Origin of the sequence: Leptolyngbya subtilissima AS-A7, assembly GCF_039962255.1 — a bacterium.
In the GTDB taxonomy this organism is placed as follows: domain Bacteria; phylum Cyanobacteriota; class Cyanobacteriia; order Phormidesmidales; family Phormidesmidaceae; genus Nodosilinea.
In genome coordinates, this window is sequence record NZ_JAMPKY010000006.1 from 296,539 (window position 1) to 321,017 (window position 24,479).

Genomic DNA, 24,479 nt, shown 5'->3' on the forward strand with positions numbered 1-24,479 from the left:
TGCGGCCAATTTAAACGCTCATCTCAGAGCCTTACTCGGCCGATTCAAACTTTCATTGGTGTAGTGCAGCGAGCGCCCTACCTCTACTTGCCAGATTTGCTTAGCTCCTAGAGGTTATTGCCAGACTGACTTTACCCACGAGCGCCCCCTAGAATCCTCAACCTTACTGGCCAGACTGAGATGGATTCACGATGTAATTGGCTGCTGGGTTATCAGCTAGTGGAGCCAACCTGCCTTGGTGAACCAGAGCCTGATGAATAAACGCTGCAATTTCAGCACGGGTAGCCGGCCGATCAGGGTTGAGTAATTGGCGGTCGGGATAGTTAACCACTAAGCCTGCCTGAGTTGCAGTGGCGATCGGATCTACTGCATAGACCGGAATTTTTTGGGCATCGGTATAGTAGTTGCTCACGACCTCTGAAGGCAGAGCCTCAAACTCAGGATTGTCTCCTGCTGCACGATCGGTGCGATTTGGAGTTTCAGCTGTATTTGCCGGAGCCGACGAATTAGGAGCAGCGGCAGTGTTGGCAGAATCTGGGGTTTGAGCAGGGCGATTAGCCGCAGGGGGAACGTTTCTAGCTCTAGCGGGAGCCACAAGGGGCTGCATCAAAGTTGTTAGCGCCATCGGCATGAGAAAGGTGTTTCTGCGGGGTCGCTGGGTGGCACGGGAGGATTGGTTTGCTGCTGTTGATTTGGCAGCTTGATTATTGGTAGCTGCTTGATCGGTCGCAGATTGCTCTGAAGCGGTTGAATTATTGACTGCGGGAGTCGCGGCACCTGAAGCATTCAGGTTGGGCGGAGCTTCCAGGTTGAGGTTTTGAGATAGGGAGACTAGGGCTTCGGTTCTTGAAATGTCTCGATCAGGTGCAAACAAGCCACCAGGGTAGCCAGACATAAAGCCGGATTCGTGAGCTTCTTCAATGGCATCTTTAGCCCAATGATCGTCTGGAACATCGTTATAAACGCTGCCATCGGCGATCGGGTCTTCTTGGACTTGATTAAAGCTTTGGCTGAGGATGGCAGCAAACTCGTCACGCCGCACTGGCTGATCGGGTCTAAACGTTCCATCTGGATAGCCTTTAAGCAGATTTTGAGCGGTCAGACTTTGGATAAAAGGCTGTGCCCAATGCCCTTCAATATCTGGTAAAGAGCCTGCTTGTCCGCTAGTCTGCTCGGGAGATGCGATCGCTGACGTGGGTTGCAGCATCAGTAAAGGGACAAACGTGCCGATTGAGAGTCCTAGAACTGCAACTGTTGCACCTGCAACAGACCAATGAGAGCGATTCAGCATTTGTCTTTCCCCTGGGAGGTGGCGGATTTCTTGGTATTCAGGCTATGCAATCTTTAAGCTGATCTTGTCTATCTTTCGGACGACACACCAGGCATAAGTTGAGTGGGCTAGTAGTGCGAACCCTGAACGCTCAACCACGGGCAGTGAGCGACTACCGAGGGGCAAAGCATCAGCGCGGGCAAGGCTCTGATCTTCCCAGCTCCCAAAAGCGGAATGATTTGTGACCATAACTCTTGCCAGTGGCTCTGGAAAGATTTGCTGACTATTGTGGGTTTACCCATAAACGTACCAAGGATAGAAGCATAAAGGTACCACCCAGGGGTCTCGAGCATCGCAACCACGTCAAGATCTGACGCATCATAGAAGCATAAGTTTACCAAGAGTGGAATCTGGAAGCATAAGCTTACTGAGAGTTTAAGGGCTACTACCTCTATATCCCGCACTCAATTCTGGCCTGGACATTGAGCTATCTATTGTCCAAGCCATTTCTATGGCTTTTATAGTGGCTCTCCTTGGAGGAAGGTAGCTAGGGATACCTGTAGCGAAAATACTGTATGGACGTAACGGCCAGGCAAGTTTCGCAAGATATTCCGACAATAGCTAAAGCAAAGTTCGGACTGAACTCTCTCTGCTCTGCATTTTGCAATTGAGTACGCAGAGTGCAGAATTTAATACCCTTGTCAAGTTATAGAATAATGTAACTGGCACAATGGCACTCTTTTTTAGAGTTTTTTCGATCTAAAACAGACTTTCCCTAATTTCATGCAATACAAATAAAACCTAGAACTCTCACAGAAAGGTATCCTCAGCCCACTTTGCCCAGACTTCGGTCCGGAAATTCAGTAAATTAAAAGATAGGATTAACCCATTAAGAATGGCTCTTTTTCTTATTTTTTTGGAGGCAAAGTTACATTATCGTGTAAGTTTTGCTCCGCTTCATTTGTGCCACTTTATATAACTCCAAAAAAGATTGACAAGCGAATTTCAATCAGCTAATCTCCCTTAATACTGAGCGGAGAGATTATGTTGACTCAGCTGGAATTTGATTCTTGGTGCAGTCGTCTCAATCTCTCGGTTGAGGCAAAAGAAGCAATAAACAAAATCAGAGCATCCCAACCAGCTCGAAAGGTTGGAGGTAGTTACAAAAATGTGTGCGGGCAATTTCCAAGTCGAAAGATGGGTGTTTCCATCCAGTTCGAGTCTCACAAAAATGAATTGCCAGTAATTTATAAATTAGAAAATGACGACAGCGTTCTAGAGTATTACGATCAGCCAAATCAGATCATTTTCCCTTCCGAGACCAAGCAAGGCGCGGCAAGAGGTTATCTCAGAACTCCAGATTTTTTTGTGATTTGCAGTGATTCTGCAGGTTGGATTGAATGCAAGACCGAGAAAGATTTAGAGAAACTTCAAGCGAAAAACCCAAGGCGGTATTGCTTTGGGGATGACCAGAAGTGGCATTTCCCGCCAGGCGAAGCATACGCGACGGAAATGGGTCTCTATTTTCATGTTTGGTCAGACTCAGAGATCAATTGGGTTCTTTACAGAAATCTTATTTTTCTTGACGACTATTCTTCCAAGTATGAGATCAATAGAAGAGAAGAAAAAGAGCTTCTAATATCATTAATTTCCGAGAATCCTGGCATGAGCTTGACTGATCTATTCAGGCATAAAAAGAATTTTCTTAAAGATTTAATTTATTCTTTAATCGCTCAAAGAGAAATATATATTGATCTTAATATTGCACCATTAGTAGAACCTGAAAAATGCCTTCTTTTTGCCAACAAGGAAATATCAATAGCTTATAGAATAAGCATTGATTCAATGAACAGCTTGCAAGCAAACCAAATTTCTCAGGTAAAGCTTCAGGCAGGAGAAAAATTAATCTATGAGAATAAAGAGCTAACCATTTGTTTCGTTGGTTCTGAGAGTGTAGTTCTTCAGGATGAAAATCAAAAATTCCTAGAACACAAAATCTCAGAAATAGAGTTATTGATTACTCAAGGAAAGATCAAGGTATTAAATTATCAATTGGAAATACCAAGCAAGGATGAAATTCTTGAGTGCTTGATTGAAGCAAGTAAGGATGACTTATCAATAGCTAATATGCGCTTCAATTGCATTCAAGGAAATATCGAAGAGGGGTACTCGTTAGAGACAATAAGAAAGTGGAAGAGGAACTTTAAACTAGCCAAAAAAGAGTGTGGTGTAGGGTTCATCGGCCTTCTTCCTAAAAACCATAAAAAAGGAAATAGAACAAGAAAAATATCTGAAGAAAAAATAGTTTTAATGACTCAATTCATTGATCAGAAGTATGAGACATTTAAACAACAAACAATTAAATCTGTCTACGGTTCTTTTCTTCATATTTGGAAGGAGAAAGGAATGTCTATTGATGATGCTCCAAGCTATAAGACATTTGCCGAGGAAGTTAAGAAAAGACCTAAGTATGAACAAGAAATGAAAAGAAGAGGATATAAAGCCGCATATAAACATCAAGAGTTTCAATACGAACTAAATTTTAGCATACCCAGCCATGGAGATAGACCTCTTGAAATCGGTCACATAGACCACACAGAATTAGATCTAGAACTTAGATGCTCTACCACAGGGAAGAAACTAGGTAGATCATGGCTCACAATTTTGATTGACGCTAATACAAGAAGAATTCTAGCTCTTTACATAACTTTCGATCCACCATCATACCGCTCCTGCATGATGGTAATTAGAATTTGTATTCAAAGACACGGACGTTTACCTCAAATAATCGTCACTGATAATGGAGCTGAGTTTCATAGTATTTATTATGAAACTCTCCTTATTTATCTGGGTTCTACAATAAAGTACAGGCCACCGTCAAAATCACGATTTGGCGCAGTATGCGAACGTTTATTTGGCACTTGCTCTAGACAACTAATCTATAACTTGTCTGGAAATACTCAGATCACAAAAGATGTTAGAGTAACTACAAAATTTAATAATCCAAAAGAATTGTCGACATGGAATTTAGGCGATTTGTATACCTACTTAAGCATCTGGTCGTACGAAATTTGCGAGCATAATACTCATAGTTCTCTCGGAATTACTCCTCAAGAAGCATGGCAAAACGGCATAGAAAAATTTGGCTCTAGAGATCACAAATTTATTATATATGACCAAAATCTAAAAATTCTCACTATGCCTGGGCCAAGAAAAGGCACTGCAAAAGCCCGAGCAGGTAAAGGTATTCGAATTCAAAATCTTTACTATTGGGCTAATGATTTTCGGGATCCTGAACTAGAAGGAGCAGATGTTGACGTTCGGTATGATCCGTTTGATAGAGGCATAGCTTATGCATTTTTGAAAGGCCGATGGGTTGAATGTAAAAGTGCTTATTACAGTATTTTTAAAGGGAGATCAGAGAAAGAAATAGAAATGGTTTCCGCCGAGTATCGCAAGAGAAATGAAAGAAGTAATAAGGAATTGAAGCTTAATGCTTTAGTAATAGGCAATTTTTTGAAAGAGATTGAAGCTGAAGAAAATTTTCAAAAGCAGCGACTCAAAGACTTAGAGGCTCAGCAAATCTTAGAATACTTAGAGAATTCTAATGGCTTACTTGCAATGGAAAAAAGTGATGACGCTTCAGAGGAAGAAATATTAGATGCGTACAACAAGGATGAAAGAAAAGAAGTTCATAACGATGTCACCTCTTTAACATTTCAACCCATGGAGCTTATTTAAGTATGAGCCGACTATTTCCTCAAGACTTGTTGAAAGCCGACAAGGTTGAAAGAAGTCAGTATTTTCAAGGCGTCATAGTGAACCACGGAAAGTTGTCAGAAGTCATCCAGAAGGTTTACGAATTAATAATTAATCCAAGCTCTCAATCTTCAATCATCACTGTAATCGGACCTACCGGAGTCGGAAAGTCTACTTTAATACCAAGAATTGAAAAACTGCTGATTGAAAGATCTCTTGAAGATAAAAATTTTCATCCAGGAAGGATACCTGTTGTTTCACTGGAAGCAGCCTCACCGTCTTCAGGGAACTTTGATTGGAAAGATTATCACTATCGTGCTCTTGTAGCAATGGAAGAGCCACTGATTGACTATAAGATTGACTATTCAACTCAAGAAGTTTACAGAGATGTAAATGGGAAAGTAAAAGTTCGGTCTACTGCATCAACAAATAGACTACGACATGCTCAAGAAAACGCTTTACAGCATCGTCAGCCTTATGCGGTTATTTTAGATGAGGCACAGCATATTCAGAAGATGTCTAGCGGCAGACGGCTGCAAGATAATATGGACTGTTTAAAGTCCATTGCGAATATCACTACAATCCCTCATGTCTTAATAGGTACCTATGAACTTTTAATGATGCGCAACCTAAGTGGGCAGCTAAGTAGAAGAAATCAAGAGGTTCATTTCCCACGATATAAAGCAAATTCCGAAAGCGATCAAAAAACATTTCGTGCAGCTCTTCAAGCTTTAACTTTTTATTATATGCCTATGGCTGAAGAAAATAATTTGGATTCTGAGTGGAAATATTGTTATGAAAGATCATTGGGATGCGTTGGGATACTAAAGGACTGGCTTAGTAGAGCATTAAACTATGCTTTAGATGAAGGAAGCGAAAAAATCACAAAGCATCATTTAGAAAATACAGCTTTAACAGTTGCTCAATGCCAGAAAATTGTTATTGAAATTATTGAGGGCGAGAAGTTACTAGAGGGGTCTCCATCAGAGGTTGATAAGCTTAGAACACTTTTAGAGTTAGATGAAGAATCCGTTAAAAAACTCGAAAAAAAGCCTGATTCTAATAAGAGGGGCAGGAGGATAGGAACTCCAGATCCAGTTCGTAGAACGAGTCATTCCGATGAATGAAAGCTACTCTATTAAGAGCGCTGGTATTAATCAAAGCCAGTACGTTAGCAGGCTTTATTCAATGCAGCCTATCGGCTGTGGTCTTCCACATGTCGAAAGTTTAATTAGCTACGTTTCAAGACTAGCCACAGCACACTGTGTTCCTACAGGCCTCTTGGTGACAAAGGAAATTGCTCCTTTAATTAAACCTAATTATAGTTTGGTTAGTAAGTCTCACCCAGGGAGTTTGGGTGTCATATTTTCCGATTCAACTAGTGCACTCAATGGATATGGTGATTGGGCATTTGGAGCAGTCAACGCAGTTGAGAAGCTTACTTGCAGAACGGATATATTTCAACTAACTTTGCTTAATTGGCGAAAAACTATATCTAATTGGAAACTTTTAAAGCAGCAAAGAGCTTGGTGTCCTCTTTGTTTTAAGGAATCACTTGATGATTCTAAAATTCTGTATGAACCTCTTAATTGGAGTTTAGAAGTACTCAAAATATGTCCTACTCATAAGACTCCTCTTGCTAACATTTGTCCTCATTGTGAAAAAGAGAACAAACCGCTTTCATGGTATAGCAAGTCAGGGTTTTGTTCAAAGTGCCGAGAGTGGCTAGGTATTGATGCTTACACACGTAAACTACCTAATCTGAAATTTGAAGCAGTTGAAGATGAAGAGCAACTTCACTGCATCAAATGCGTAAGCGATTTATTTTCCATGCCGCCAGAGAGTTTTTCTGACAAAGTCAAGGTTTCCATTGCAAGCCATTTAGATCGTTTTGTAGAGGGTAAAGCGCGTGGCAAAGTTTCATATTTAGCTCAAGCCTTAGCAATTGATATATCTGCAGTACAAAAATGGCGTAAAGGCCAAAGTACTCCAACTTTAGCCTCTATGATCAGTATCTGCTACAAACTTCAAATTGATTTTCCCACTTTGTTCGAGCCTGCTTGTAGTGAGGCTATCGATAAAATTTGTGAGTTAGACAAAAATCATAAGGAGCCAAGTGAAAAATCAATTTCTTATAGACCCAACAGGCGTAATGTGCAAAAGCGGAGATTGGTCATATCAGTTTTAGAGACAGCACTTCTTGAGAATCCCCCGCCATCAATCAATGATATTGTAGCTACGTTAAAATACCGTACTAGCTCAGCCCTCTATTACTATGCTCCTGAAACCTGCAAAAGATTGATACAAAGGCACAAGGTTTTTTTGAAGGAACATTTGAAGGAGCAGCAGGTCAAGTCTATCCGAGAAATTTTGGAAAGAGCTTTGGACGAATATCCTCCAAGATCTTTACAGAATGTTGCTAGTGAATCAGGAATATATCCGCAAAAATTGAGAGCTTACGAAAAAAGCTTGTGTAAGCAGGTGTCTTATAATTACTCTAAGTTCATAAAACAAAGGAGAGTTGATCAGGAGGAAATTCTTTTTGAGGAGATGAAGCAGATCGCTCAATCTCTTTACAGCAAGGGCATTAGACCTACCCAGAAACGTGTAGCCCTTCATCTGAGTAGTCCTTGCTTGGTTTTGCGACATGGGATTCGAGAAAAGCTAGAGCAGTTTCTTCAAGAGAATGAGTGGTTTTGAGGTGTTGCTACAATGTCTCGACCCATATCAAATTCAAGTGTAAGTTTAGACCTAGGCACAGTGGTGATGGGTATACCACCGAGGTCTGTTAGTAGGCTCTATCATGTTCTCCCTAAAGGTATTGATACTGCCTACATCGAAAGCCTAACTAGCTTCATATGCCGTTTAGCTATAGCTCATTGTGTACCTGCAGGTGCGCTGCTTGAGAATCTAGCGAAACCTATGCTGGGAAAAGAGCATGGAAGCGCAACGCTGCATAAAATTTATAACTATACTGCTGCTATAAACGGGCCGGGCACAATGGCTCAAGACCTAATTTCCTGTTTAGAAGAGCTTACACATCAACATGCTCTTTCCAGAATTACCTTAATACCCTGGGCTGAGATTCTTACTACAAGACGACTCTTACGATCCCACAGGGCTTGGTGTCCCTGCTGTCTGCAAGAACTTAGGAATCAAGGGCTTGAGGTTTATGAAGCGTTGCTCTGGACAGTTGAAGCTGTCAAGGTCTGCAATAGACATCATCTCTATCTAAAAGAGAACTGCGCTGCCTGCAGTAAATCAAGCATCTTCTTGACTTGGCAGGGCCGACCAGGCTATTGCTCTCACTGCTCATCATGGTTGGGCTTAGAGCATAGCCAACTCACCACAGAACAGGGATGTCGAAGTGATGAACAGCTAAGCCGACAGCTCTGGATCGCGAACGCTGTGGGTGAAATTTTAGCTGCTGACAGTAGCTTGCTTAAACCTTCTAGGGAAAAACTAGCTAAAGGATTATCGAAAGCTGTCAGTCATTTTGCTGACGGTAACACTGCAGGGTTGGCAAGACAGCTAGGAGTACCTAGGAATACCCTTTGGCTTTGGTGTAACGGTAAAAATCATCCTACTCTCGGTTCTATATTGGATATCTGCCAAAAAGTAGGAGTTAATCCTCTAAATCTTTTCTGCGATGAGAATCTCAAGCTTCCACTGCGCACTCTGCTGAAACCAACACTTCTTCAGGCGCCTGAAACCTTTAGACAATCCCCAAAGAGATTTCCCAGAGCTACAGTCGAAAAACACCTTCAAATGCTGTTATCTGTTGAAGATGGCCCTTTTCCTTCTTTAGAGGAGGTTGCTCGACAGCTCAAGCAGGATAGACGGACCATACTGCGACACTTACCAGAGCTAAGTCGCGAGATATCGAAGCGCTATAGAGCCTACCGACGGGAGGCAAAAGAAGCAAATATGAAAGCCTCTTGTGAGGATATAAGGCAAATCGTTATCGAACTACGAAAAACGAACCAATATCCTTCGGAGGCTCGAGTGGCATCACTTATGGCTCATCCTGGGTTCTTACGCTACGAGGTTGTTCGAAGCACCCTTAAGGCGGCACAAAAACCGATGCATTTCTCTGACTCTGGTGACCTTTAAGCGATGTGTGGTGCTCGTGCACCTGCGAAGCCCCTTTTGCAGCCGTAATTCTGAATAAGTGGTCGAAGGGATTATCTAGGGGGATCTTGGAAACAGGGGAGACTGGGATGTAACCTTGGATCGCCTATGCTCACGATATTGGACATATCAAATTTAGTAGGGTCTACTGGCTCTCCAGGTACGAAGCGGTATGGCTGAGGTTCCCAATCAAATAGGGTCGGTACATAGCCTTGGCCATTGCCTTTCCAACTAGCCGTGTCTTCAGCCAACCTCGTACAAAAGCTTTCAATGAGATCTTGGGCTTGGTTGGTCTGACCCTGTGAGCAAAATTCCGAAAGCTTATCGATTAAGCGGTTCATGACATCCTCAAGCTCTTCTGCCACCATGGGGCACCTCTAGTTACTTAATACAAGGGTACTCAATTTTCTGGGGGCAGTTCAACTTCAACGCTTACTCGGCTTCCCAAAGCTTTGCTCAGAGGGGCTTTCGAAGTCTACGAAGTACATGAGAGGCTTATCGTAGATCGAGGCGAATTCAAGGAGTTCAATGACGTCGACGCGTCGCTCGCCGGACTCGCACTTGGAAACGAAGGACTGAGGGACGCTGAGGCGGGCCGCCACCTGCTGTTGGGTCAGGTGGGCTTCTAGGCGGGCAGCTTTCAGCCGGGCGAGGAACTGTTGGTAACGAAGTGAATAGACTGAGCTGCTCATGACGAGCAAGCTACAATCAGCGGTTAAAATATCCCAAAATCGGATATTCGTAGAGGTTTAACTCGATGTTGAGATTGTTTGTGGAATGGGACGGGGATGCAGCCAACCTAAAACTATTTTTGAGGTGTTCCTCTTGTGGTGGGATCATTGATGACTCAGATCTTGCTGTAGCGCTCTACCCAGTCAGAATCCAGTCTCGGAGAGAGGTGTATGGTGTACCCATCACTGATCTGGACTGGACTACGGTGTATACGGTTCACTCTGGACCGTGTTCTTATAGAGCAAAGACCTTAGCCCTAGAAAGCTATAAGCAGCTTGAGGCCATGCAGCTTTCAGTGTTTTTATCTCAGCTCATGAAAAGTACAGATGCCCTTCGTGATACTCGGCCAGAGCTTTGGGATGATATCAAGCGGGAAATGGAGTGGGATGAGTAGGGTGCTCAGCACTGAGGTTCTACCCAGCCGTGCTGCCACCTCAGAATTAGGGTTGGTTGATCGTCTGGCAGCTCTACGGTCAGGTAAAGTTTCCGTTAAAAAATAAAGAACTCGTTAGTTTGGGCCGTATTTAGAACTAGAACGGGAACTATCAGTGGAAATACCCGCCTCGCGAACGGCTCATGGTGGGTTAGCTAGACCAGCGATAGGGATCGAGTGAATGCCGCGCGGAAAAAAGAACGGAGCTAAGGGCCAGCCCAGCAACGGAGCCAACCTAGGCTTTGAGCAAACTCTCTGGGCCGCCGCTGACAAGATACGTGGCCATGTGGATGCTGCTAAGTACAAGCACGTCCCTCTAGGGCTGAGCTTCCTCAGGTACATCTCCGATACGTTTCAGGAGTTATACAACGATCTAGCCGCTCGAGCCGACACCGACTACACTGGCCCCAAAGACCGCGAGGAGTACACGGCGGAGAATACCTTCTGGATGACGAAGGAGGCTCGGTTGAGCCACATTCAAGCCAGCGCTAAGCAGCCCACGATCAGCAAGATTATTGCGAAGACCATGCTGGCGATTGAGAAGGAGAACCCCAAGCGGCTGAAGGGAGTGCCACCCATAGGCTACGCTCGCCCAGGCTCCAATAAAATCCCCCTGTGGCAACTGAGCGAATTAATTAGCATCATTAGCCCCAGGGATAAGGCTAGCCGCTCTAAGGGGCTGGTACATGACTTTTGCAGGAGGTACATGACTTTACGGCCCTGTCTATAGGTTATGACTTGAAGTTATTAAAACTACCAATCATTTGTACTAATTAAAAGCTTGTAAAGAGTGAAAATTAGGAGGAATATATTATTACACTCAGTACGATAACAAGTTGGCTGGCGAGTTCAGTAACGCCTTCTACCGATGGTAGGTACAGACATCAATTATGTGAAGAAGATCTAAACCATCGTGCTGCAGCGATCATTGAGCTTAAAGAATTTATTAGAGAAGCTCATGAAGATGCTCGCTCTCGCTTAAGAGATTTGGAGTCAGATTCTCTTAATCCTATACCTTCTAATTTGGACCCAGCGAAAGGTTATCCTGAGATACTCCATATTCAAACTTTGAAGGGTTATTTCGGAGAAACATTTGCAGGAATCATAGCGTTAAACTTTTCACCTTTTGGTGAAACAGATTGGGAGGTTCCGGCCTTTCTTTTTCGGTTTCACTTAACCGAATTTCAACAACTAGAGTTCCTTCAGCAAGTTGAGGATGAGGAAGCTAACCTTCGTCCTGGAAGAACCGGAGATGATTGTTTAGCCTTTAGACGTAATCACGCAGGCGAGATCATCGCTTCTTTAGTTTGCGAGGCTAAATGTACTGCAGATCATCAATCCAGCATGATTTCTGAGGCCCATGAAAAGGCAAGCTCGGCAAATCCATTGCCTGTTGATCGTCTTCAGTTAATTGAGATTTTGAAAGATCGAGGAGATCCTGAGGCAAACAGTTGGATCGACGCTTTAAGGCAACTAAAACTACGTAGTTCTGCTTCCAACTACGAAAGATATGACCTCATTAGTTATGTCTGTGGATTACCAGGTGTACAAGGTGGTGTGGAAAGAATTTCAAGATCCGCTCCACACCTTAATTATACTGGAAGAAGAAAGCTAGAAGTAGTTGAAGTTCACTTGCATGATATAGAAGGGCTCATAGAAACTGTCTATGAGAAACCACAAGAGTTCTCTTTACTTACAATATGCAATCCATCAAGCATGGAAGAAAAGTGGAACAACGTATTATCTCAAATCAGGACTGCTGCTACTTTGAGTTTACTTCGCACGCAATGCAACTTATTACACTTCGACGGAGAAACAGCTTATATTGGAGTTAATTCTTTACCCCTTTTTAGAGATGTCCAGAAAAAAATAGATGATCTAAAAAAAGCCTTTAAAAATTCCGGCGAATACACTCCACGACAAGGAAGAAGAGGAAGAGAGATACAAGTAGAAATCAAGCTCAAGCTTCTATGTTCACCAATAGCTATCTCGTCCTTATATTTATCTCAAGTATGGGAAGATGTGCTATCTCATGTTGAGCAGACTTCAACTAAGGCGTTACTTAGGCAGCAATGTAACCTCTTGAGCATAAGTGGTGATGAAGTCGTCATTGGAGTTGCATCACAACCATTACTTGATCGAGCTCTCAGTCAAAGTCAAAAGATTCAGGAAGCTTTTGAGCAGGTTCTAGGTCATAGAGTTAATGTACAGCTTATTAACTTATAAAATTTAAGGGTGAATGATGGCTCAGCCTAGTAGAGAAACCCTAGATCTGGCAAGCGAGCTACAAAATCGAATGGCTGGAGAAAACCTGATTCCTTCATTCGCCAAACTATATAGCCAGTATACAAGATTAAGAGAAGGCCGTCCCGGATTAAACAGGTGGAGAGCAGATGAAGCTAGTAATAGGTTAGACGATGCCATTACGTTAATTGAAACCTGTCTAATCAATCAGGAAGCAGGTATTCCTGGCTGGGAAGAGAGCATGCGAAGAGCTGGAGAGCTATTAGAATGGCTGTCACATCCAGAGTTAAACCCTAACAACTTACCAATACATTTATTGTCTGCGGCTACTTATCAGTTAGCGGGATATCCTGCAAGAGCATCAGGCTTACTCAATGAAAGTATAAGACAAGAATCTGAGTCTGAAATTCTTCGTCTATTACTCAAAGCAGATTTTCCAGGCTTGTTGAATCAAATAGTTGCTTACTGGTCAGAGGAAGTAAGCCAAAACGAGCTAGGAAACTCAAGATCAAACTTGGGAGTTTCTCAGGGGTTTGAAGTTGAATTACAAAAAAAAATAGTTAAAGAGACAATTAGTTGCTTAGGCGTCTTATGTTCATTCGCGAGATGGGGAGAAGAGTCTCGGCTTGAAAGAGCTATTAATAAACTCGCTAATATCAATAAAGTTCTTGTTCATGGAGATTTTTTTTTATTCTTGGCTGTTGGCAAAACTATGCTCTGAGGTTGCGGCGTCATATCCATCAAAGTCTTTTCGACATAACCTAAACCAACTCATTGAGAATATCAGCCAGACAGGTAGAATCGCTATAGAACGTTATTTAAGACAATCTTATAAGGAAAAAAATCGCTTGCTTGGCCTTCTCAAATATGCGGAATTGAAAGGTTGGCTTCAAGTGAGTCTTTCGCCCTATGCACACCTACTGGATCAGGTAAGACAGCAGTTGCTGAGTTGGCTATTTTACAAAGCTTATTTATTTCTTCTGGGGAGCAGGGTTCTCCTTCTAATATTTCGAATCCTCTAGCAATTTATTTGGTTCCATCACGAGCTCTAGCTACTGAAGTAGAATCCACATTGGCTCGAGCTTTGCATTTTTCAAGTAATGAGCAAATTAAGGTAACAGGTCTATATGGAGGAACGGATTGGGGACCTACTGATGCATGGTTAACGGCCAGTGAGCGAGTAGTGCTAATTTGTACTTATGAGAAAGCAGAAGCACTTTTCAGATTCTTAGGTGTCCTTTTCATTCATAGGGTTAGATTGGTTGTAATTGATGAAGCACATGCTGTTCAGTTTGATGGCAACAACGATAGTCTCCGATCTTCAGAGAATCGCTCATTACGTTTAGAATCTCTTGGCACAAGATTGTTGACTTATCTCAATCAAGATTATTGTCGAATGGTTGCTTTATCAGCAGTTGCAGCAGGTGCAGAAAGTCAAATGGCAAGGTGGATTTCAAGACAGCCAGACGCTACACCTGCTAAAACCTTTTACCGAAGCACTCGTCAGCTCATTGGTAGATTAGAGTGCTTTGAGAATAGAAAATTCAGAATTTACTATGATCTACTAGATGGAGCCGATTTGGGGTTTCGGGAGACAGATCAACCTCCAGATAGGCCTTATATTCTAGATGCATTCGAGCCATTCCCAAGGCCAGTCGGTTCGTGGAATGGCGTTGAAAAAAGTCTCCGCCCGTATCTATTTTGGGCTGCAATTAATTTAGCGAAAGTTGATAGTGAAGGTAAAAGAAAAACTGTTCTAATTGCAGTTCCTCAACAGCCGGGTGGCTATGCTGATGATTTCTTAAACCTCCTCGAAAGAAGCTGGAATCAAGTTCCAAGACCTGATTTTTTTGAAGAACCTAGTGATCCCATAAAGCTTCGGCTCTGGCAGAGGTGTCTCCGTTCATGTGAAGACTATTTCGGAAGAGGCTCTCGAGAATTTAGACTATTAGAACAAGGAATAGTTGTTCATCATGGACAAATGCCAGGATTAATGGCACGTCTACTGCTTGAGCTAATTCAAGAAAAGGTTGTACAAATCGTTTTGGCAACATCAACTCTTTCTGAAGGCGTTAATCTTCCCTTTGAATTGATACTTATTCCCAGCCTTTTTAGAGGACAACATCGCATCTCAACTCGTGAATTTCGAAACTTGGTTGGACGTGCTGGGCGTCCTGGCTCCGGCACCGAAGGTCGAAGTTTAATGGTACTTTCACCTGAACAGTTGCCGATGCCTAGAAGAAGAAGAAATAGACAAAATGTCGCTTATGACGACTTAATATCTGAGATTAGAGGGCAAAATATCCCTGATGACAGCAATTCTGATGCTAAAAGTCCTTTGTCAGAACTTTTATACCTCTTACGAGATCAATGGAGAAATATATCAGAGTCAACCTCAGCAGATGCTTTTTTAGATTGGTTAGAGCATACTAGGCCTATAGATTTTTCTACCCTTTCTGGGGCATCAATTCCGTTAGCGGTTGAAACCCTTGACTCATTAGATAGTGTACTGATATCTGCCATTGTAGAGTTAGAGCAGCTATCACATGAAGAATTATCTATAGATGCTTTGGAAGCAAGAATTCGAGAAATTTGGCAACATAGCTATGCTTTCTATGCAAATCGGCAACAAGCAGAACTGGAAACATTCTTTACCCACAGAGGTAAAGCATTAAAGACTAGAATTTATCCAGAATCAACACAGCGTCGTCGTTTATATAAAACAAGCTTGCCACCTCGATCAGGAAATCAGTTATTGTCTGTTTATGATGAAATAAAACAACACCTTCAGACAGGAGATAGTTACTATGCCTGGGAAACTAATCAACGCATTAATTTTATACAAAATTTAGTTACCCTTTTAAGTCTCATACAGAGTTTCAGACCCAAAGCAGATAGTTTAGATTGGCAGCAGGTGTTGCATTGGTGGCTTGATCCTTCAAGTGCTGAAGTTTCTCCAAATGCCAAACAGATTTCAAAATGGCATCGATATGTTAGCCACAATTTCACCTACCGCATTAACTGGGGCTTAGGAAGTGTCCTTTCTTTAGTCATTGATGAGACTTTCCATGGTGAGCTGATAGAGATTTCGTTAGAAGATTGGCATCGCACGGGTTTACCTTGGATCGTTTTCTGGTTAAAGGAATTGATAGTGTGGGGCACTCTTAATCCTGTAGCTGCATATTTGCTTGCAAAAGGTTTTGCGACAACTCGTGCTGAAGCCTCACGATTATCAGAAACTTATTATCTTCGTTATGAAGACCTTGGCCCTAATGAAGTTTTGAATGCTTCGATCATTAGAGAATGGTCAGATGCAGCTTTTGCAGATCCTACACGTTCTCTACCTATAAATAGGCCTGCAAGTCGCAATGAGGTAGAACTACTTAGAGACTTCCCGGAAGAAGCCAGTCAACAATGGAAGGTCATTCCAGTAGAAGTTAGCGAGGAATTATATTGGTATGATCCTGCAGGTTTTCAGTTAGCTAAGTGTCAAAAACCAGCGACTTGGGAAACATCTTTTTTGAACGAATATGATTTCATACTAGACTCAGCGAACCGAGTAGTTCTATCTGAAATCTACGTTTGAGTTTAGAGATGTTTTTGCTGTTGTAATCAGCAAATGGTCTTCAGAAGCCTCTGAAGTAAAGTTTTGGCTTCAAAGGAAACCTTGAGGCTTGCTGATACTTACGGGGGTCTGAATCAACACTCCTCAACAAGTAGGAGAAGGCGACTCAGACAGTGTTGCAACAGGCTGAAACTTTGTGCAAGGACTAAGCGCCTTGATCGGATTGTGATTCAGTTCGCGGCATTACCACGGTGCTGTCGGTTGAGTACTGCTGCTGGCGTTCGATCGCCTCTCTAGCTAGTTCAAGCAATCCTCGAGCCAGTTCTTCTTGATTAGTGGAAACAAGGTATGAGTAGGAATTTGAAGTCAAAGACTTGAATTCGGGATGTGCAGCGAGCGCTTCGAGCGTTAAAAAGCGGAGCTCATACTTCCAGTCGGACCATTTACTTGGATCAAGAACTTTAAAGTAGGTGTCGCCATCAAAGATACATGCGATAAGCCAGCCCACAAAGAAGTGGCTATAGGCCTTTTCCCAAGTGTGCTTTAATCGCAGGTCACCGAATAAATGGCGAACCTCCGGTTCGAAGTTTTCTGGCTGAACATGTGCCATGTTTGACCTGTGTATCCAGCACCAAACGTGGAACACTTCGGCTTTCAGCTTTTGAATGCTGATTAAACCTTGAGTTAGTGGTTTAGCGCGCAGCCTTTGCATACATAAAATGTGAGTCCATGAGGTAGAGCTGTCTAACTACATGTCGCCTGAACTCTACGAACCTTTAGCTCAAAACTTGTGAGATTTGAGCACCCAAATGCTCTAGAGTCTTTTGGCGAGCCTGGTCAGCTGCAGCTCTAGCGGACTCGGCCAGTATCGTATCTGTATTGGGGGTAAGTTTTAGCGCCCCGCCGAGGTAGCCCAGAGATTTGCAGTAGAAATCACTTAGGTTCTCTAGGGATAGACGCTTTACCGTCTGGTAGTCGCCCTGCTGAAACGAGTAGAGTGCTTGACGGTGGAGATCAGTCTTGGGCTCTCCTAGAACCTCTAAGATGATGGCGATGGCTGCGTTGACCTTCTCGGTCGTTAATTCTGCCGCTGAAGCGCTCATGGGGTTTAACCCTCAACTATCACTGTGAGCATAGTACAGCTTGACGCATAATAGTACTAACGCATTGTTTTTGGCGAATTCCCAACACGGTATTGGAACCATATCCTTACCAAATTAGAGCTATATCCTTGCCAAAACGTGGGAAGCATAAGCGTACCAGGCAGCTTTGGAAGCATAAGCGTACCTGTTTGGTACGCTTATCGGTAAACGCACAACTATAGCCTCTGTGGAGGCGTATTCTTTATGGAGCTAAGCGGATTCGAACCGCTGACCCCTTGCATGCCATGCAAGTGCTCTACCAACTGAGCTATAGCCCCTCATGCGCCAACTTTTTCGCTGAGCGCATCAACAATAGTGACCTAAGGGGGGTACCGTCGTCAACCCCAAATTTTCCCTGAGTTTTATTCAACGGTAGCGGTGAAGGGCAGCCATCCGCGATAGAGTCAGGAAGATTGTAGTGTTCACGTGGCAATGGCAATGGTTTATCCTGGTTCTTCGTCTCCCCCCGATGCCGATGCGGTGCAGGATGTGCTGCTGCGGTTGCGGCGTAAAGAAGGCACTTGGGTCAACTGGGCCCAGGGCTGCCAGGCTCTGCAAAAGGCGCGGTTCACTCCCCAGCAAATTTTTGAAGAAACCGGCTTTGAGCCCATCCACCAAAACCAGATTATGGTGGCGGAGCAGGTCTACCAATCTATTCTCAAGGCGGGGGTGACCGAGGCGACCCAGGCTCACTTTACCGAGCGGGGCAGCGATGCCCTCTACGAGCTGCGGGTGCTCTCCCAGGGCGATCGCGCTGCCACCGCTGATTTTATCTTCCAGCACGGCATCGACTCTGAGGAGGTGCGCGATCTGGTCAAGCCGATCAAAGAATATGCCTACCGCAAAGACAAACCCGAGGGCTTTGCTGATGGGCCAGGGGATGCGATCGCCTACCAGTTCTGGAAGCTAGCCCGTCAAAAAGACGATCTGCAAGACCGATCGCGCCTGATTGCCCAGGGCCTGCGCTTTGCCCAAAGCCCCACTGCTCGCCAGCACATCGAAAAGCTGTTGACCGACTTTACGGTTGTCAAAGACCGCCCCGCCCCTCGGCTGCCCCTCTACCGGCTCGAAACTGAAAGCGAGCTGCCGCGCATGATCCCCGTAGTGGGGCAGATGCCGCTGACGGTGGACGATTTGAAGGCGGTGCCCGTAGTGGTGGCGGAAGAACCCTTCAGCATGGTCAGCGCTAACGGCGCCAGCGCCTGGATTGCGGTGCCCGGCTGGCAAGTGATCTTTCGGGCCGAAGACCCAGTGGGAATTCTCACCCAGTCCCGGCTGTTGCCCAACTACCCTAGCGATGGTGCCGATGAGACGGTGCTGGTGGTCGTCGATCGCAGCGATCGCACCTGGGACGACGACGGCTACTTTCTCACCACTAACGGCGATCAGCTCGCCTTGTCGTGGTCACCGAGCCCGATAGAGACCCCCATCTTGGGCAAAATGATTCTCATTCTGCGGCCGAAGCGCATTTTGGATGAGAACTACAACCGCGAACTCTGGCAGCTAGACGAATAGGAGACAACCATGGGCCTCGAACGACGCTTATCTCGCACCATGTTCTTAAATACCGAGATTGTGGAGCTGCGGCAAATGTGCTTCACCCCCGGTCGCGTGTTTGAACCGGGCAAATATATCGCGGGCGACCTGCCCGACACGGCCTTTGAGATGGGATTAGTAGACAAGCTGCCGCCGGTACGGGGAAAGAGCGAGGAGATTGGGGATCCGCCGGAAGCGTGAGTGAGCGGGTGAGGAGGGTGAAAAATTCAAAGTTCAAAATTTTGAATTCTCAATTTTGAATTTTGCATTCATTCCCCTATCTCATCCTCACCGTCCAAACTTTTAAGACAACGTGCCCCAGACTACAGCGGCTACCGCCTCCAACCTCGACAACAGATCGTAGTATCTGTGGTTGATGGCCATGGTCGTGACATCCTTAACGCCTCAGGAATTGCCACCGCTGCCACGGTCCCAGATTATTGTCTGCGGTCTGGGGCGCACGGGGTTGCGGATTTTTAGGCTGCTGCGGCAGCAGGGGGCGCAGGTGGTGGGCATTAGTTACCATCCCCTGCCAGAGGTGGTGGGCGAGATTGTGGTGGGGGAACTGCGATCGCCTACGACCCTCACCCAAGCCGGCATTCACCAGGCCCACACCCTGGTGCTGGCCACCTCCGACGACGCCCTGAATTTGGCAATTCTGACCCAGGCGCGTATTCTTAACCCCAGCATTCACATCATCAACCGGCTGTTCAACATCAGCCTGGGGGAGCGGCTCGACCACACCCTGCCCCACCACATCAGTTTCAGTTCGGCGGCGCTGGCGGCACCGCTATTTGCCTTTGCGGCACGGGGCAACCGGGCGATCGGGCAGCTGCGCCTGTTTGACCTTACCTGGCCAATGTACGAGGAGGTGATCGACGCCACTCACCCCTGGCACGGCAAGCCGCTAAAAACCCTCTGGGACAATCGATCTCAGCTCTTGATTCACTACCACTCGGCCCACCACCCGATCGAGCTGGTGACAGCGGTAGTGACGGGGGAGGTGTTGCAAGTGGGCGATCGCATCGTGGTGGCCACCCAGCCCCAGCAGCCTATCCTCAAGGCTCGCCACATACCTCAGTTTTGGCAGCGACTGCTGGTCACCCTCGACCACGGCCGCCGCCGCGCCCGCGCCACGCTGCTAGTAATCTTGGCCCTGCTGATTACCATTGGTCTGGCTACGTTCACCTATCTTTGGCACGACCTTAACACCAGCTGGGTCGACGCCCTGTACTTCTCGGTAGGCATGATTACCGGAGCCGGGGGCCAAGAACAGGTGGCAGAAAACTCCTCGGCCAGCATCAAAGTTTTCACCGCTGCGATGATGTTGGTGGGGGCGGGGGTGATCGGCATCTGTTACGCCCTGCTCAACGACTTTATTTTGGGCTCACACTTTCAAAGCCTGTGGAGCGTTGCCCGTATGCCCCGGCAGCACCACTACATCATTTGCGGTCTAGGGGGCGTAGGCTATCGCACGGCCCTTCACCTGCACAAAGCCGGCTATCGGGTAGCCGTAATCGAGCAAGATGCCCACAACCGCTTTTTGTTCTCGGTTAAGGCGCTCAAAATTCCGGTCATCATCGCTGATGCCAACCTGACCTCCACTCTAGAAACCGTGAACTTGGCCTCGGCCCAGGCCTTGCTAGTCGTGACCAGCGACGACACAGTGAATTTAGAAATTGCCCTGACGGCCCGCAGCATTAGCCCCCAGGTACCCAGCGTCGTGCGCATCTTCGATGCCGAGTTTGCCCAGCAGGTGCAGCAGGTGTTTGAGTTTGACCAGGTACTTAGCCCGATGGATTTGGCTGCACCCACTTTTGCTGCTGCGGCCCTTGGGGGTAGAATTCTCGGCAACGGCATGTCTGGGGATCTGCTGTGGGTGGCGATCGCAACGCTGATCACCCCTCACCATCCCTTCTACAACCAATCCATCCAGACCATAGCGCAGACAGCGCAGCTGGTGCCCCTATATATCGAGTCAGCCCATCGCACGCTCCACGGCTACAGCTTACTCAACGTGACCTTGACCGACGGCGATGTGCTCTACCTAACCATGCCTGCCAATCGACTAGACTGCCTGCAATACACCCCAGTAGCTGTCACAGAAGAGCTGCGAGGGTGAGAGGGTGTAGATCGATGGGGCGCGATTGCCTATCCCTCGGATCTCAAAGATGGTTGATCTGAAGCCAGCTAAACAGCTGCTCCGGGGCCAGCGTTAACGGCACCCCTAGTAAAACTGGCAGCTCAGCATCTTCAGCCCATTCCTCAGGCAAGCGCTCGGGGCAATAGACCAGCACCACCCGTTCTTCAGGATCAATCAGCCAGCCCATCTGCCCCCCATGGCGCAGGCTGTGCAAAATTTTGCGAGTCACCTTCATCTGGCTCTGCTGGGGGGAAAGAATCTCAATAATCCAATTTGGGGCAACGTTAATGCCAGTGCTCAGGATCTCGCCATTCTCGTCAACGGGAATCTGGCTTTGTTCCAGCACAACAATATCTGGCACTATGGAGCGCCCACCAACGGTACAGCGCAGTTCGGTGAAAGCTTCATAGGGCGAATCAGCGGCGTTGTTAATGACGCTAACCAACCGCGACTGAATTCGACTGTGTTTTCCACCGGGCATCGGTTTTTGGCTGACCTCTCCCTGCACAAATTCCCAAGCCGGTGACTCTTCAATGTAGGGCAGCGTCAAAAACTGCTCTAGGGTCAACCGTTGGGGTAAGGCAACAGTCATGACGATGGCCCTCGCTAGCCGTCAACTGCCTGAATTGTAGCTTTCTGAAACCCTCACGTTTAGCTGCCCGCTACAATATCCCCAGTAACTATGAACCACCATGGGGCGCACACCCACCCTCACCTACGATCGCGGCACCCTGATCCTGCATCCACCGCCGCGAGGCAAAAGCTGGGTAGACTTTGCCCATTGGGACGATCGCATTGAGAAATTCCGCGTTCCCGCTCAGCAGTACCGCGCCCTAGTCGAAACTCTGCGAGCCGAGCAAGTGCCCTTCAACGATCAGGCCCAAACCTTCAAGCCACTGGAGCTTGATCCCCGGCTGAGCCTGGAACCCTATCCCCATCAAACAGAAGCCCTACAGGCCTGGATCGACCAGCGCTGGCGTGGTGTGGTGGTGCTCCCCACCGCTAGCGGCAAAACCTTCCTGGCCCAAATGGCTATGCAGGCCACACCTCGGCCCACACTGATTACCGTGCCGACGCTGGACTTGATGCATCAATGGTATGCCCATCTAGAGGCAGCCTTTCCCGATGTAGAAGTAGGGCTTTTAGGCGGGGGATCAAAGGATCGCACGCCGATTTTAGTGGCTACCTACGACAGTGCCGCCATCCACGCCGAAAGCCTGGGGAACCAGTACGCCTTGCTGATCTGCGACGAATGTCACCACTTACCCAGCGACTTCAACCGGGTGATTGCTGAATACTCCATCGCGCCCTACCGGCTGGGGCTGACCGCCACTCCCGATCGCGCCGACGGTCGGCATGAGGATTTGACCCATCTGCTGGGGCCAGTGGTTTACGCCAAGTCAGCGGCAGATCTGTCGGGGGATGCCTTGGCCCCGTTTCAGATTGTGCCGATTAGGGTGAAGCTGTCGAACCAGGAGCGATCGCGCTACGACCAGCTGATTGCCCAGCGCAACCGTTTTTTGCAGGAGGCCAATATCTGGCTCAGTTCGGCCCAGGGGTGGCAGCGATTCGTTCGAGCTAGTGCCCAATCCCCAGGAGGGCGGCGGGCGATGCTGGCCCACCGAGAGGCGCGGGCGATCGCCCTGGGTACTGAGGGCAAACTGCGAGTGCTTGCCGACTTGCTCGCTCAGCACCACCCCGATCGCACGATCATATTTACGAACGACAATGCCACGGTTTACCACATCTCCGAGACCTTTTTGATCCCCGCTATTACCCACCAAACGCCGGTCAAAGAGCGCCATGCCATCCTCCAGGATTTTCGCCATGGCCAGTACCCTACCCTGGTGGTCAGCCACGTACTCAACGAAGGAGTGGATGTGCCCGAGGCGCGGGTGGCCATTTTGCTCTCCGGCAGCGGCTCCACTCGCGAGTATGTGCAGCGGCTGGGGCGTATCTTGCGCAAGGGCAGCGGCAACAAACAGGCCATGCTTTACGAAGTTGTGGCCGAAGAAACCACCGAAGAATCTATTTCCAGTCGTCGCCGCCAGGGAGTGCAACCGTCGCCGGCTAGCCCTCGCCAGCTAGAACTAGTACCGGTAAAACCGGTCTATAGTGCTGATCCCCTACCGGCTGTGCCGCGAGCAGCAGAGGCACCATCCTTACCTCTTTCTGACCCAGAGTGAGCACTCACCCGTGCCACAAAAATAATCCCAAAGATAGTGGACACAGGTGTGCTCAGAAAGCTCCTCAAACGCTATCTTAGTAGTAAGCTAAAGTCTTGCTAGAAGAGGGTTACCGGCGATCGCGCCCGAGCCTTACATCGGAGCTTTGCCCACGGCTTAATGCCGCGTTTATTGATCTAGGCTTTCCCCCACAGCCCTACGTGTCGGGTTTTGCCCTAGTTGACGAGAGTTAAGTAACGAGCTAGGTAAGCCTGGTGGTCTAGTTCTTTGGCCTGCTGTAGTTGTAGAGCTGGCCAGCGACCCGCCTTTTACTGCCAGATTTGAGCCTTAACTTCCATTAACTTGGGAACCAGTTCGCTTGGGTTCTCGGACTCTTGCGAGCGCGGGTGCCTCTGTCTCATAGCTTTGGCGATTGCCCCAGCGCCAAGCATTCCTGCTTTCCCAATCCCCACCTATCCTTCGATGAGTCACCTGTTTGCTACGGCTTTGCTTCTTACCCTTGGTGTTGGTTCAGCGGGACTGTTGACAGTTTCTGCCCAGCCGACTCAGGCCCAGTCTTTCAACCCCCTCAGCCCCTTGCAGGCGGGGCTAATGGGCACTAGCTCTGCAGTGCCCGCTCTCGACAACTACCTAGCTCAAGTAGAAATGCCCCTGGCACCAGAAGCAGGGATCGCAGAAGCTGGGACATCCTCTGCCGGGGAGCAAGACGAGTCTTTAGATGCGATCGCCGCCACGATTTGTGCTCACCTACCGGAGTGGGAGCGCCCGTCGGCGATCGCTCAAACTAAGCAGCTAGAAGCCATGCCCTATTACGGTGAAGTACTCGATACCGATCCCATGGCTGAGCTGGCCAAAGCTTGGTGGAGTCACGAAGTTTTTGTATTCACTACCTACGGCCTCAGCGCCCGCACCGATCCCCTTTATCTCTCTGGGGTGTGGACAGCAATGGATGACCTCTGGGACTGCTACAGCGGCGATCAGCCCGAGCAGATCAATCAGGGGGAGCTGGCAGAAATGTGGCTGCTGCATCACCGCTTGGTCAACCTAGAATGGCAAGACAATCAGTACCTAGTCACTGTTGAGCCCGTGGACGCTGGCCTGCAACTGGTGCAGTTTCCCCGCCGCGAGAATGGTCAAACTTTACCCCTAAGCATTGTCTCCACTACAGGGCAAGCCCTGGCGGTGATGTCTGGCGATTGGTGATCCCCACGAACACAATTCAATAAGAGAAAGCCTCCGACTCGTTTGAATCGGAGGCTTTCTCTTATTCTTTTCAAACTCTAGTTCCTTGCCAGCTCTAGCCAAATTCGTTAGTTTTCAGACCCTTTGTTCAAATAG

General features: G+C 47.0%; 18 protein-coding genes, 1 tRNA gene and 1 pseudogene. 14 read left to right on the forward strand and 6 right to left on the reverse strand.

Annotated elements, in window-relative coordinates; translation table 11 throughout:
- Positions 1-163: 163 nt before the first annotated feature.
- Positions 164-1,207: an S-layer homology domain-containing protein gene (locus NC979_RS15090; protein ID WP_190515418.1), complete on the reverse strand. Its 1,044-nt coding sequence runs from the start codon at positions 1,205-1,207 to the stop codon at positions 164-166.
- Positions 1,208-2,314: 1,107 nt separating this feature from the next.
- Between NC979_RS15090 and NC979_RS15095 the strand changes: the two genes are divergently transcribed.
- The 5 genes and pseudogenes from NC979_RS15095 (at position 2,315) to NC979_RS15110 (ending at position 9,142) form a co-directional block, all read left to right on the forward strand.
- Entirely contained in the window at positions 2,315-5,011 is a 2,697-nt protein-coding gene (locus NC979_RS15095; protein WP_190515421.1) for a TnsA endonuclease N-terminal domain-containing protein, read from the forward strand.
- A 2-nt stretch (positions 5,012-5,013) separates the two neighbouring features.
- Positions 5,014-6,156: an AAA family ATPase gene (locus NC979_RS15100; protein ID WP_190515424.1), complete on the forward strand. Its 1,143-nt coding sequence runs from the start codon at positions 5,014-5,016 to the stop codon at positions 6,154-6,156.
- Entirely contained in the window at positions 6,149-7,729 is a 1,581-nt protein-coding gene (locus NC979_RS15105; RefSeq protein ID WP_190515426.1) for a TniQ family protein, read from the forward strand. Before NC979_RS15100 ends, NC979_RS15105 begins: the two co-directional genes overlap by 8 nt.
- Positions 7,730-7,795: 66 nt before the next feature.
- Positions 7,796-8,251, forward strand: a pseudogene (locus NC979_RS25380) (TniQ family protein); the annotation flags it as partial.
- A 186-nt stretch (positions 8,252-8,437) separates the two neighbouring features.
- Positions 8,438-9,142: a helix-turn-helix domain-containing protein gene (locus NC979_RS15110; RefSeq protein WP_242023862.1), complete on the forward strand. Its 705-nt coding sequence runs from the start codon at positions 8,438-8,440 to the stop codon at positions 9,140-9,142.
- A gap of 443 nt (positions 9,143-9,585) precedes the next feature.
- Here NC979_RS15110 and NC979_RS15115 read toward each other — a convergent pair whose 3' ends face one another.
- Positions 9,586-9,852, reverse strand: coding sequence for a helix-turn-helix domain-containing protein (locus NC979_RS15115; protein WP_190515430.1), 267 nt, complete (start codon positions 9,850-9,852; stop codon positions 9,586-9,588).
- A 654-nt stretch (positions 9,853-10,506) separates the two neighbouring features.
- Here NC979_RS15115 and NC979_RS15120 point away from each other — a divergent pair.
- The 4 genes from NC979_RS15120 to NC979_RS15135 all read left to right on the forward strand — a co-directional run bounded on the left by NC979_RS15120 (position 10,507) and on the right by NC979_RS15135 (position 16,155).
- The gene (locus tag NC979_RS15120) at positions 10,507-11,055 is read left to right on the forward strand and encodes a type I restriction-modification system subunit M N-terminal domain-containing protein (RefSeq protein ID WP_190515433.1); all 549 of its coding nucleotides are present in this window, start codon (positions 10,507-10,509) and stop codon (positions 11,053-11,055) included.
- A 257-nt stretch (positions 11,056-11,312) separates the two neighbouring features.
- Positions 11,313-12,551: a hypothetical protein gene (locus NC979_RS15125; RefSeq protein ID WP_190515435.1), complete on the forward strand. Its 1,239-nt coding sequence runs from the start codon at positions 11,313-11,315 to the stop codon at positions 12,549-12,551.
- A gap of 13 nt (positions 12,552-12,564) precedes the next feature.
- Positions 12,565-13,290, forward strand: a complete 726-nt coding sequence (locus tag NC979_RS15130) for a hypothetical protein (protein ID WP_190515437.1) — start codon at positions 12,565-12,567, stop codon at positions 13,288-13,290.
- A gap of 144 nt (positions 13,291-13,434) precedes the next feature.
- Positions 13,435-16,155 (forward strand): DEAD/DEAH box helicase, encoded by a 2,721-nt coding sequence (locus tag NC979_RS15135; protein ID WP_347403892.1) that lies wholly within the window; start codon positions 13,435-13,437, stop codon positions 16,153-16,155.
- Positions 16,156-16,339: 184 nt separating this feature from the next.
- On the opposite strand, the gene NC979_RS15140 is transcribed toward NC979_RS15135, so the two are convergent.
- From NC979_RS15140 to NC979_RS15150, 3 genes are all read right to left on the reverse strand, one after another.
- Positions 16,340-16,846, reverse strand: a complete 507-nt coding sequence (locus tag NC979_RS15140) for a hypothetical protein (RefSeq protein ID WP_190515441.1) — start codon at positions 16,844-16,846, stop codon at positions 16,340-16,342.
- 64 nt (positions 16,847-16,910) lie between these two features.
- Entirely contained in the window at positions 16,911-17,237 is a 327-nt protein-coding gene (locus NC979_RS15145) for a hypothetical protein (protein ID WP_190515444.1), read from the reverse strand.
- Positions 17,238-17,481: 244 nt separating this feature from the next.
- Positions 17,482-17,554 (reverse strand) — tRNA-Ala (locus NC979_RS15150).
- 154 nt (positions 17,555-17,708) lie between these two features.
- Between NC979_RS15150 and NC979_RS15155 the strand changes: the two genes are divergently transcribed.
- From NC979_RS15155 to NC979_RS15165, 3 genes are all read left to right on the forward strand, one after another.
- A complete protein-coding gene (locus tag NC979_RS15155; RefSeq protein WP_242023863.1) occupies positions 17,709-18,791 on the forward strand; it encodes a RuBisCO accumulation factor 1 in 1,083 nt (360 codons plus the stop codon).
- A gap of 9 nt (positions 18,792-18,800) precedes the next feature.
- Positions 18,801-19,013 (forward strand): hypothetical protein, encoded by a 213-nt coding sequence (locus NC979_RS15160; protein WP_190515448.1) that lies wholly within the window; start codon positions 18,801-18,803, stop codon positions 19,011-19,013.
- 181 nt (positions 19,014-19,194) lie between these two features.
- Positions 19,195-20,934, forward strand: coding sequence for a potassium channel family protein (locus NC979_RS15165; protein ID WP_190515455.1), 1,740 nt, complete (start codon positions 19,195-19,197; stop codon positions 20,932-20,934).
- A gap of 43 nt (positions 20,935-20,977) precedes the next feature.
- Here NC979_RS15165 and NC979_RS15170 read toward each other — a convergent pair whose 3' ends face one another.
- The gene (locus tag NC979_RS15170; protein ID WP_190515458.1) at positions 20,978-21,547 is read right to left on the reverse strand and encodes a Uma2 family endonuclease; all 570 of its coding nucleotides are present in this window, start codon (positions 21,545-21,547) and stop codon (positions 20,978-20,980) included.
- Positions 21,548-21,647: 100 nt separating this feature from the next.
- Between NC979_RS15170 and NC979_RS15175 the strand changes: the two genes are divergently transcribed.
- Positions 21,648-23,141, forward strand: coding sequence for a DEAD/DEAH box helicase family protein (locus NC979_RS15175; protein ID WP_190515461.1), 1,494 nt, complete (start codon positions 21,648-21,650; stop codon positions 23,139-23,141).
- 405 nt (positions 23,142-23,546) lie between these two features.
- On the forward strand, positions 23,547-24,344 hold the full coding sequence (locus NC979_RS15180; protein WP_348253772.1) for a hypothetical protein: 798 nt from the start codon (positions 23,547-23,549) through the stop codon (positions 24,342-24,344).
- The last annotated feature ends 135 nt before the right edge of the window (positions 24,345-24,479 follow it).

Bases quoted from the DNA above. Each gene is read 5' to 3' on its own strand.
- NC979_RS15095 (WP_190515421.1), top strand. From the start codon at position 2,315: ATGTTGACTCAGCTGGAATTTGATTCTTGGTGCAGTCGTCTCAATCTC.
- NC979_RS15105 (WP_190515426.1), top strand. From the start codon at position 6,149: ATGAATGAAAGCTACTCTATTAAGAGCGCTGGTATTAATCAAAGCCAG.
- NC979_RS15165 (WP_190515455.1), top strand. From the start codon at position 19,195: ATGGTCGTGACATCCTTAACGCCTCAGGAATTGCCACCGCTGCCACGG.
- NC979_RS15170 (WP_190515458.1), bottom strand. From the start codon at position 21,547: ATGACTGTTGCCTTACCCCAACGGTTGACCCTAGAGCAGTTTTTGACG.
- NC979_RS15130 (WP_190515437.1), top strand. From the start codon at position 12,565: ATGATGGCTCAGCCTAGTAGAGAAACCCTAGATCTGGCAAGCGAGCTA.
- NC979_RS15115 (WP_190515430.1), bottom strand. From the start codon at position 9,852: ATGAGCAGCTCAGTCTATTCACTTCGTTACCAACAGTTCCTCGCCCGG.
- NC979_RS15175 (WP_190515461.1), top strand. From the start codon at position 21,648: ATGGGGCGCACACCCACCCTCACCTACGATCGCGGCACCCTGATCCTG.
- NC979_RS15145 (WP_190515444.1), bottom strand. From the start codon at position 17,237: ATGAGCGCTTCAGCGGCAGAATTAACGACCGAGAAGGTCAACGCAGCC.
- NC979_RS15090 (WP_190515418.1), bottom strand. From the start codon at position 1,207: ATGCTGCAACCCACGTCAGCGATCGCATCTCCCGAGCAGACTAGCGGA.
- NC979_RS15155 (WP_242023863.1), top strand. From the start codon at position 17,709: ATGGCAATGGTTTATCCTGGTTCTTCGTCTCCCCCCGATGCCGATGCG.
- NC979_RS15160 (WP_190515448.1), top strand. From the start codon at position 18,801: ATGGGCCTCGAACGACGCTTATCTCGCACCATGTTCTTAAATACCGAG.
- NC979_RS15100 (WP_190515424.1), top strand. From the start codon at position 5,014: ATGAGCCGACTATTTCCTCAAGACTTGTTGAAAGCCGACAAGGTTGAA.
- NC979_RS15140 (WP_190515441.1), bottom strand. From the start codon at position 16,846: ATGCAAAGGCTGCGCGCTAAACCACTAACTCAAGGTTTAATCAGCATT.
- NC979_RS15120 (WP_190515433.1), top strand. From the start codon at position 10,507: ATGCCGCGCGGAAAAAAGAACGGAGCTAAGGGCCAGCCCAGCAACGGA.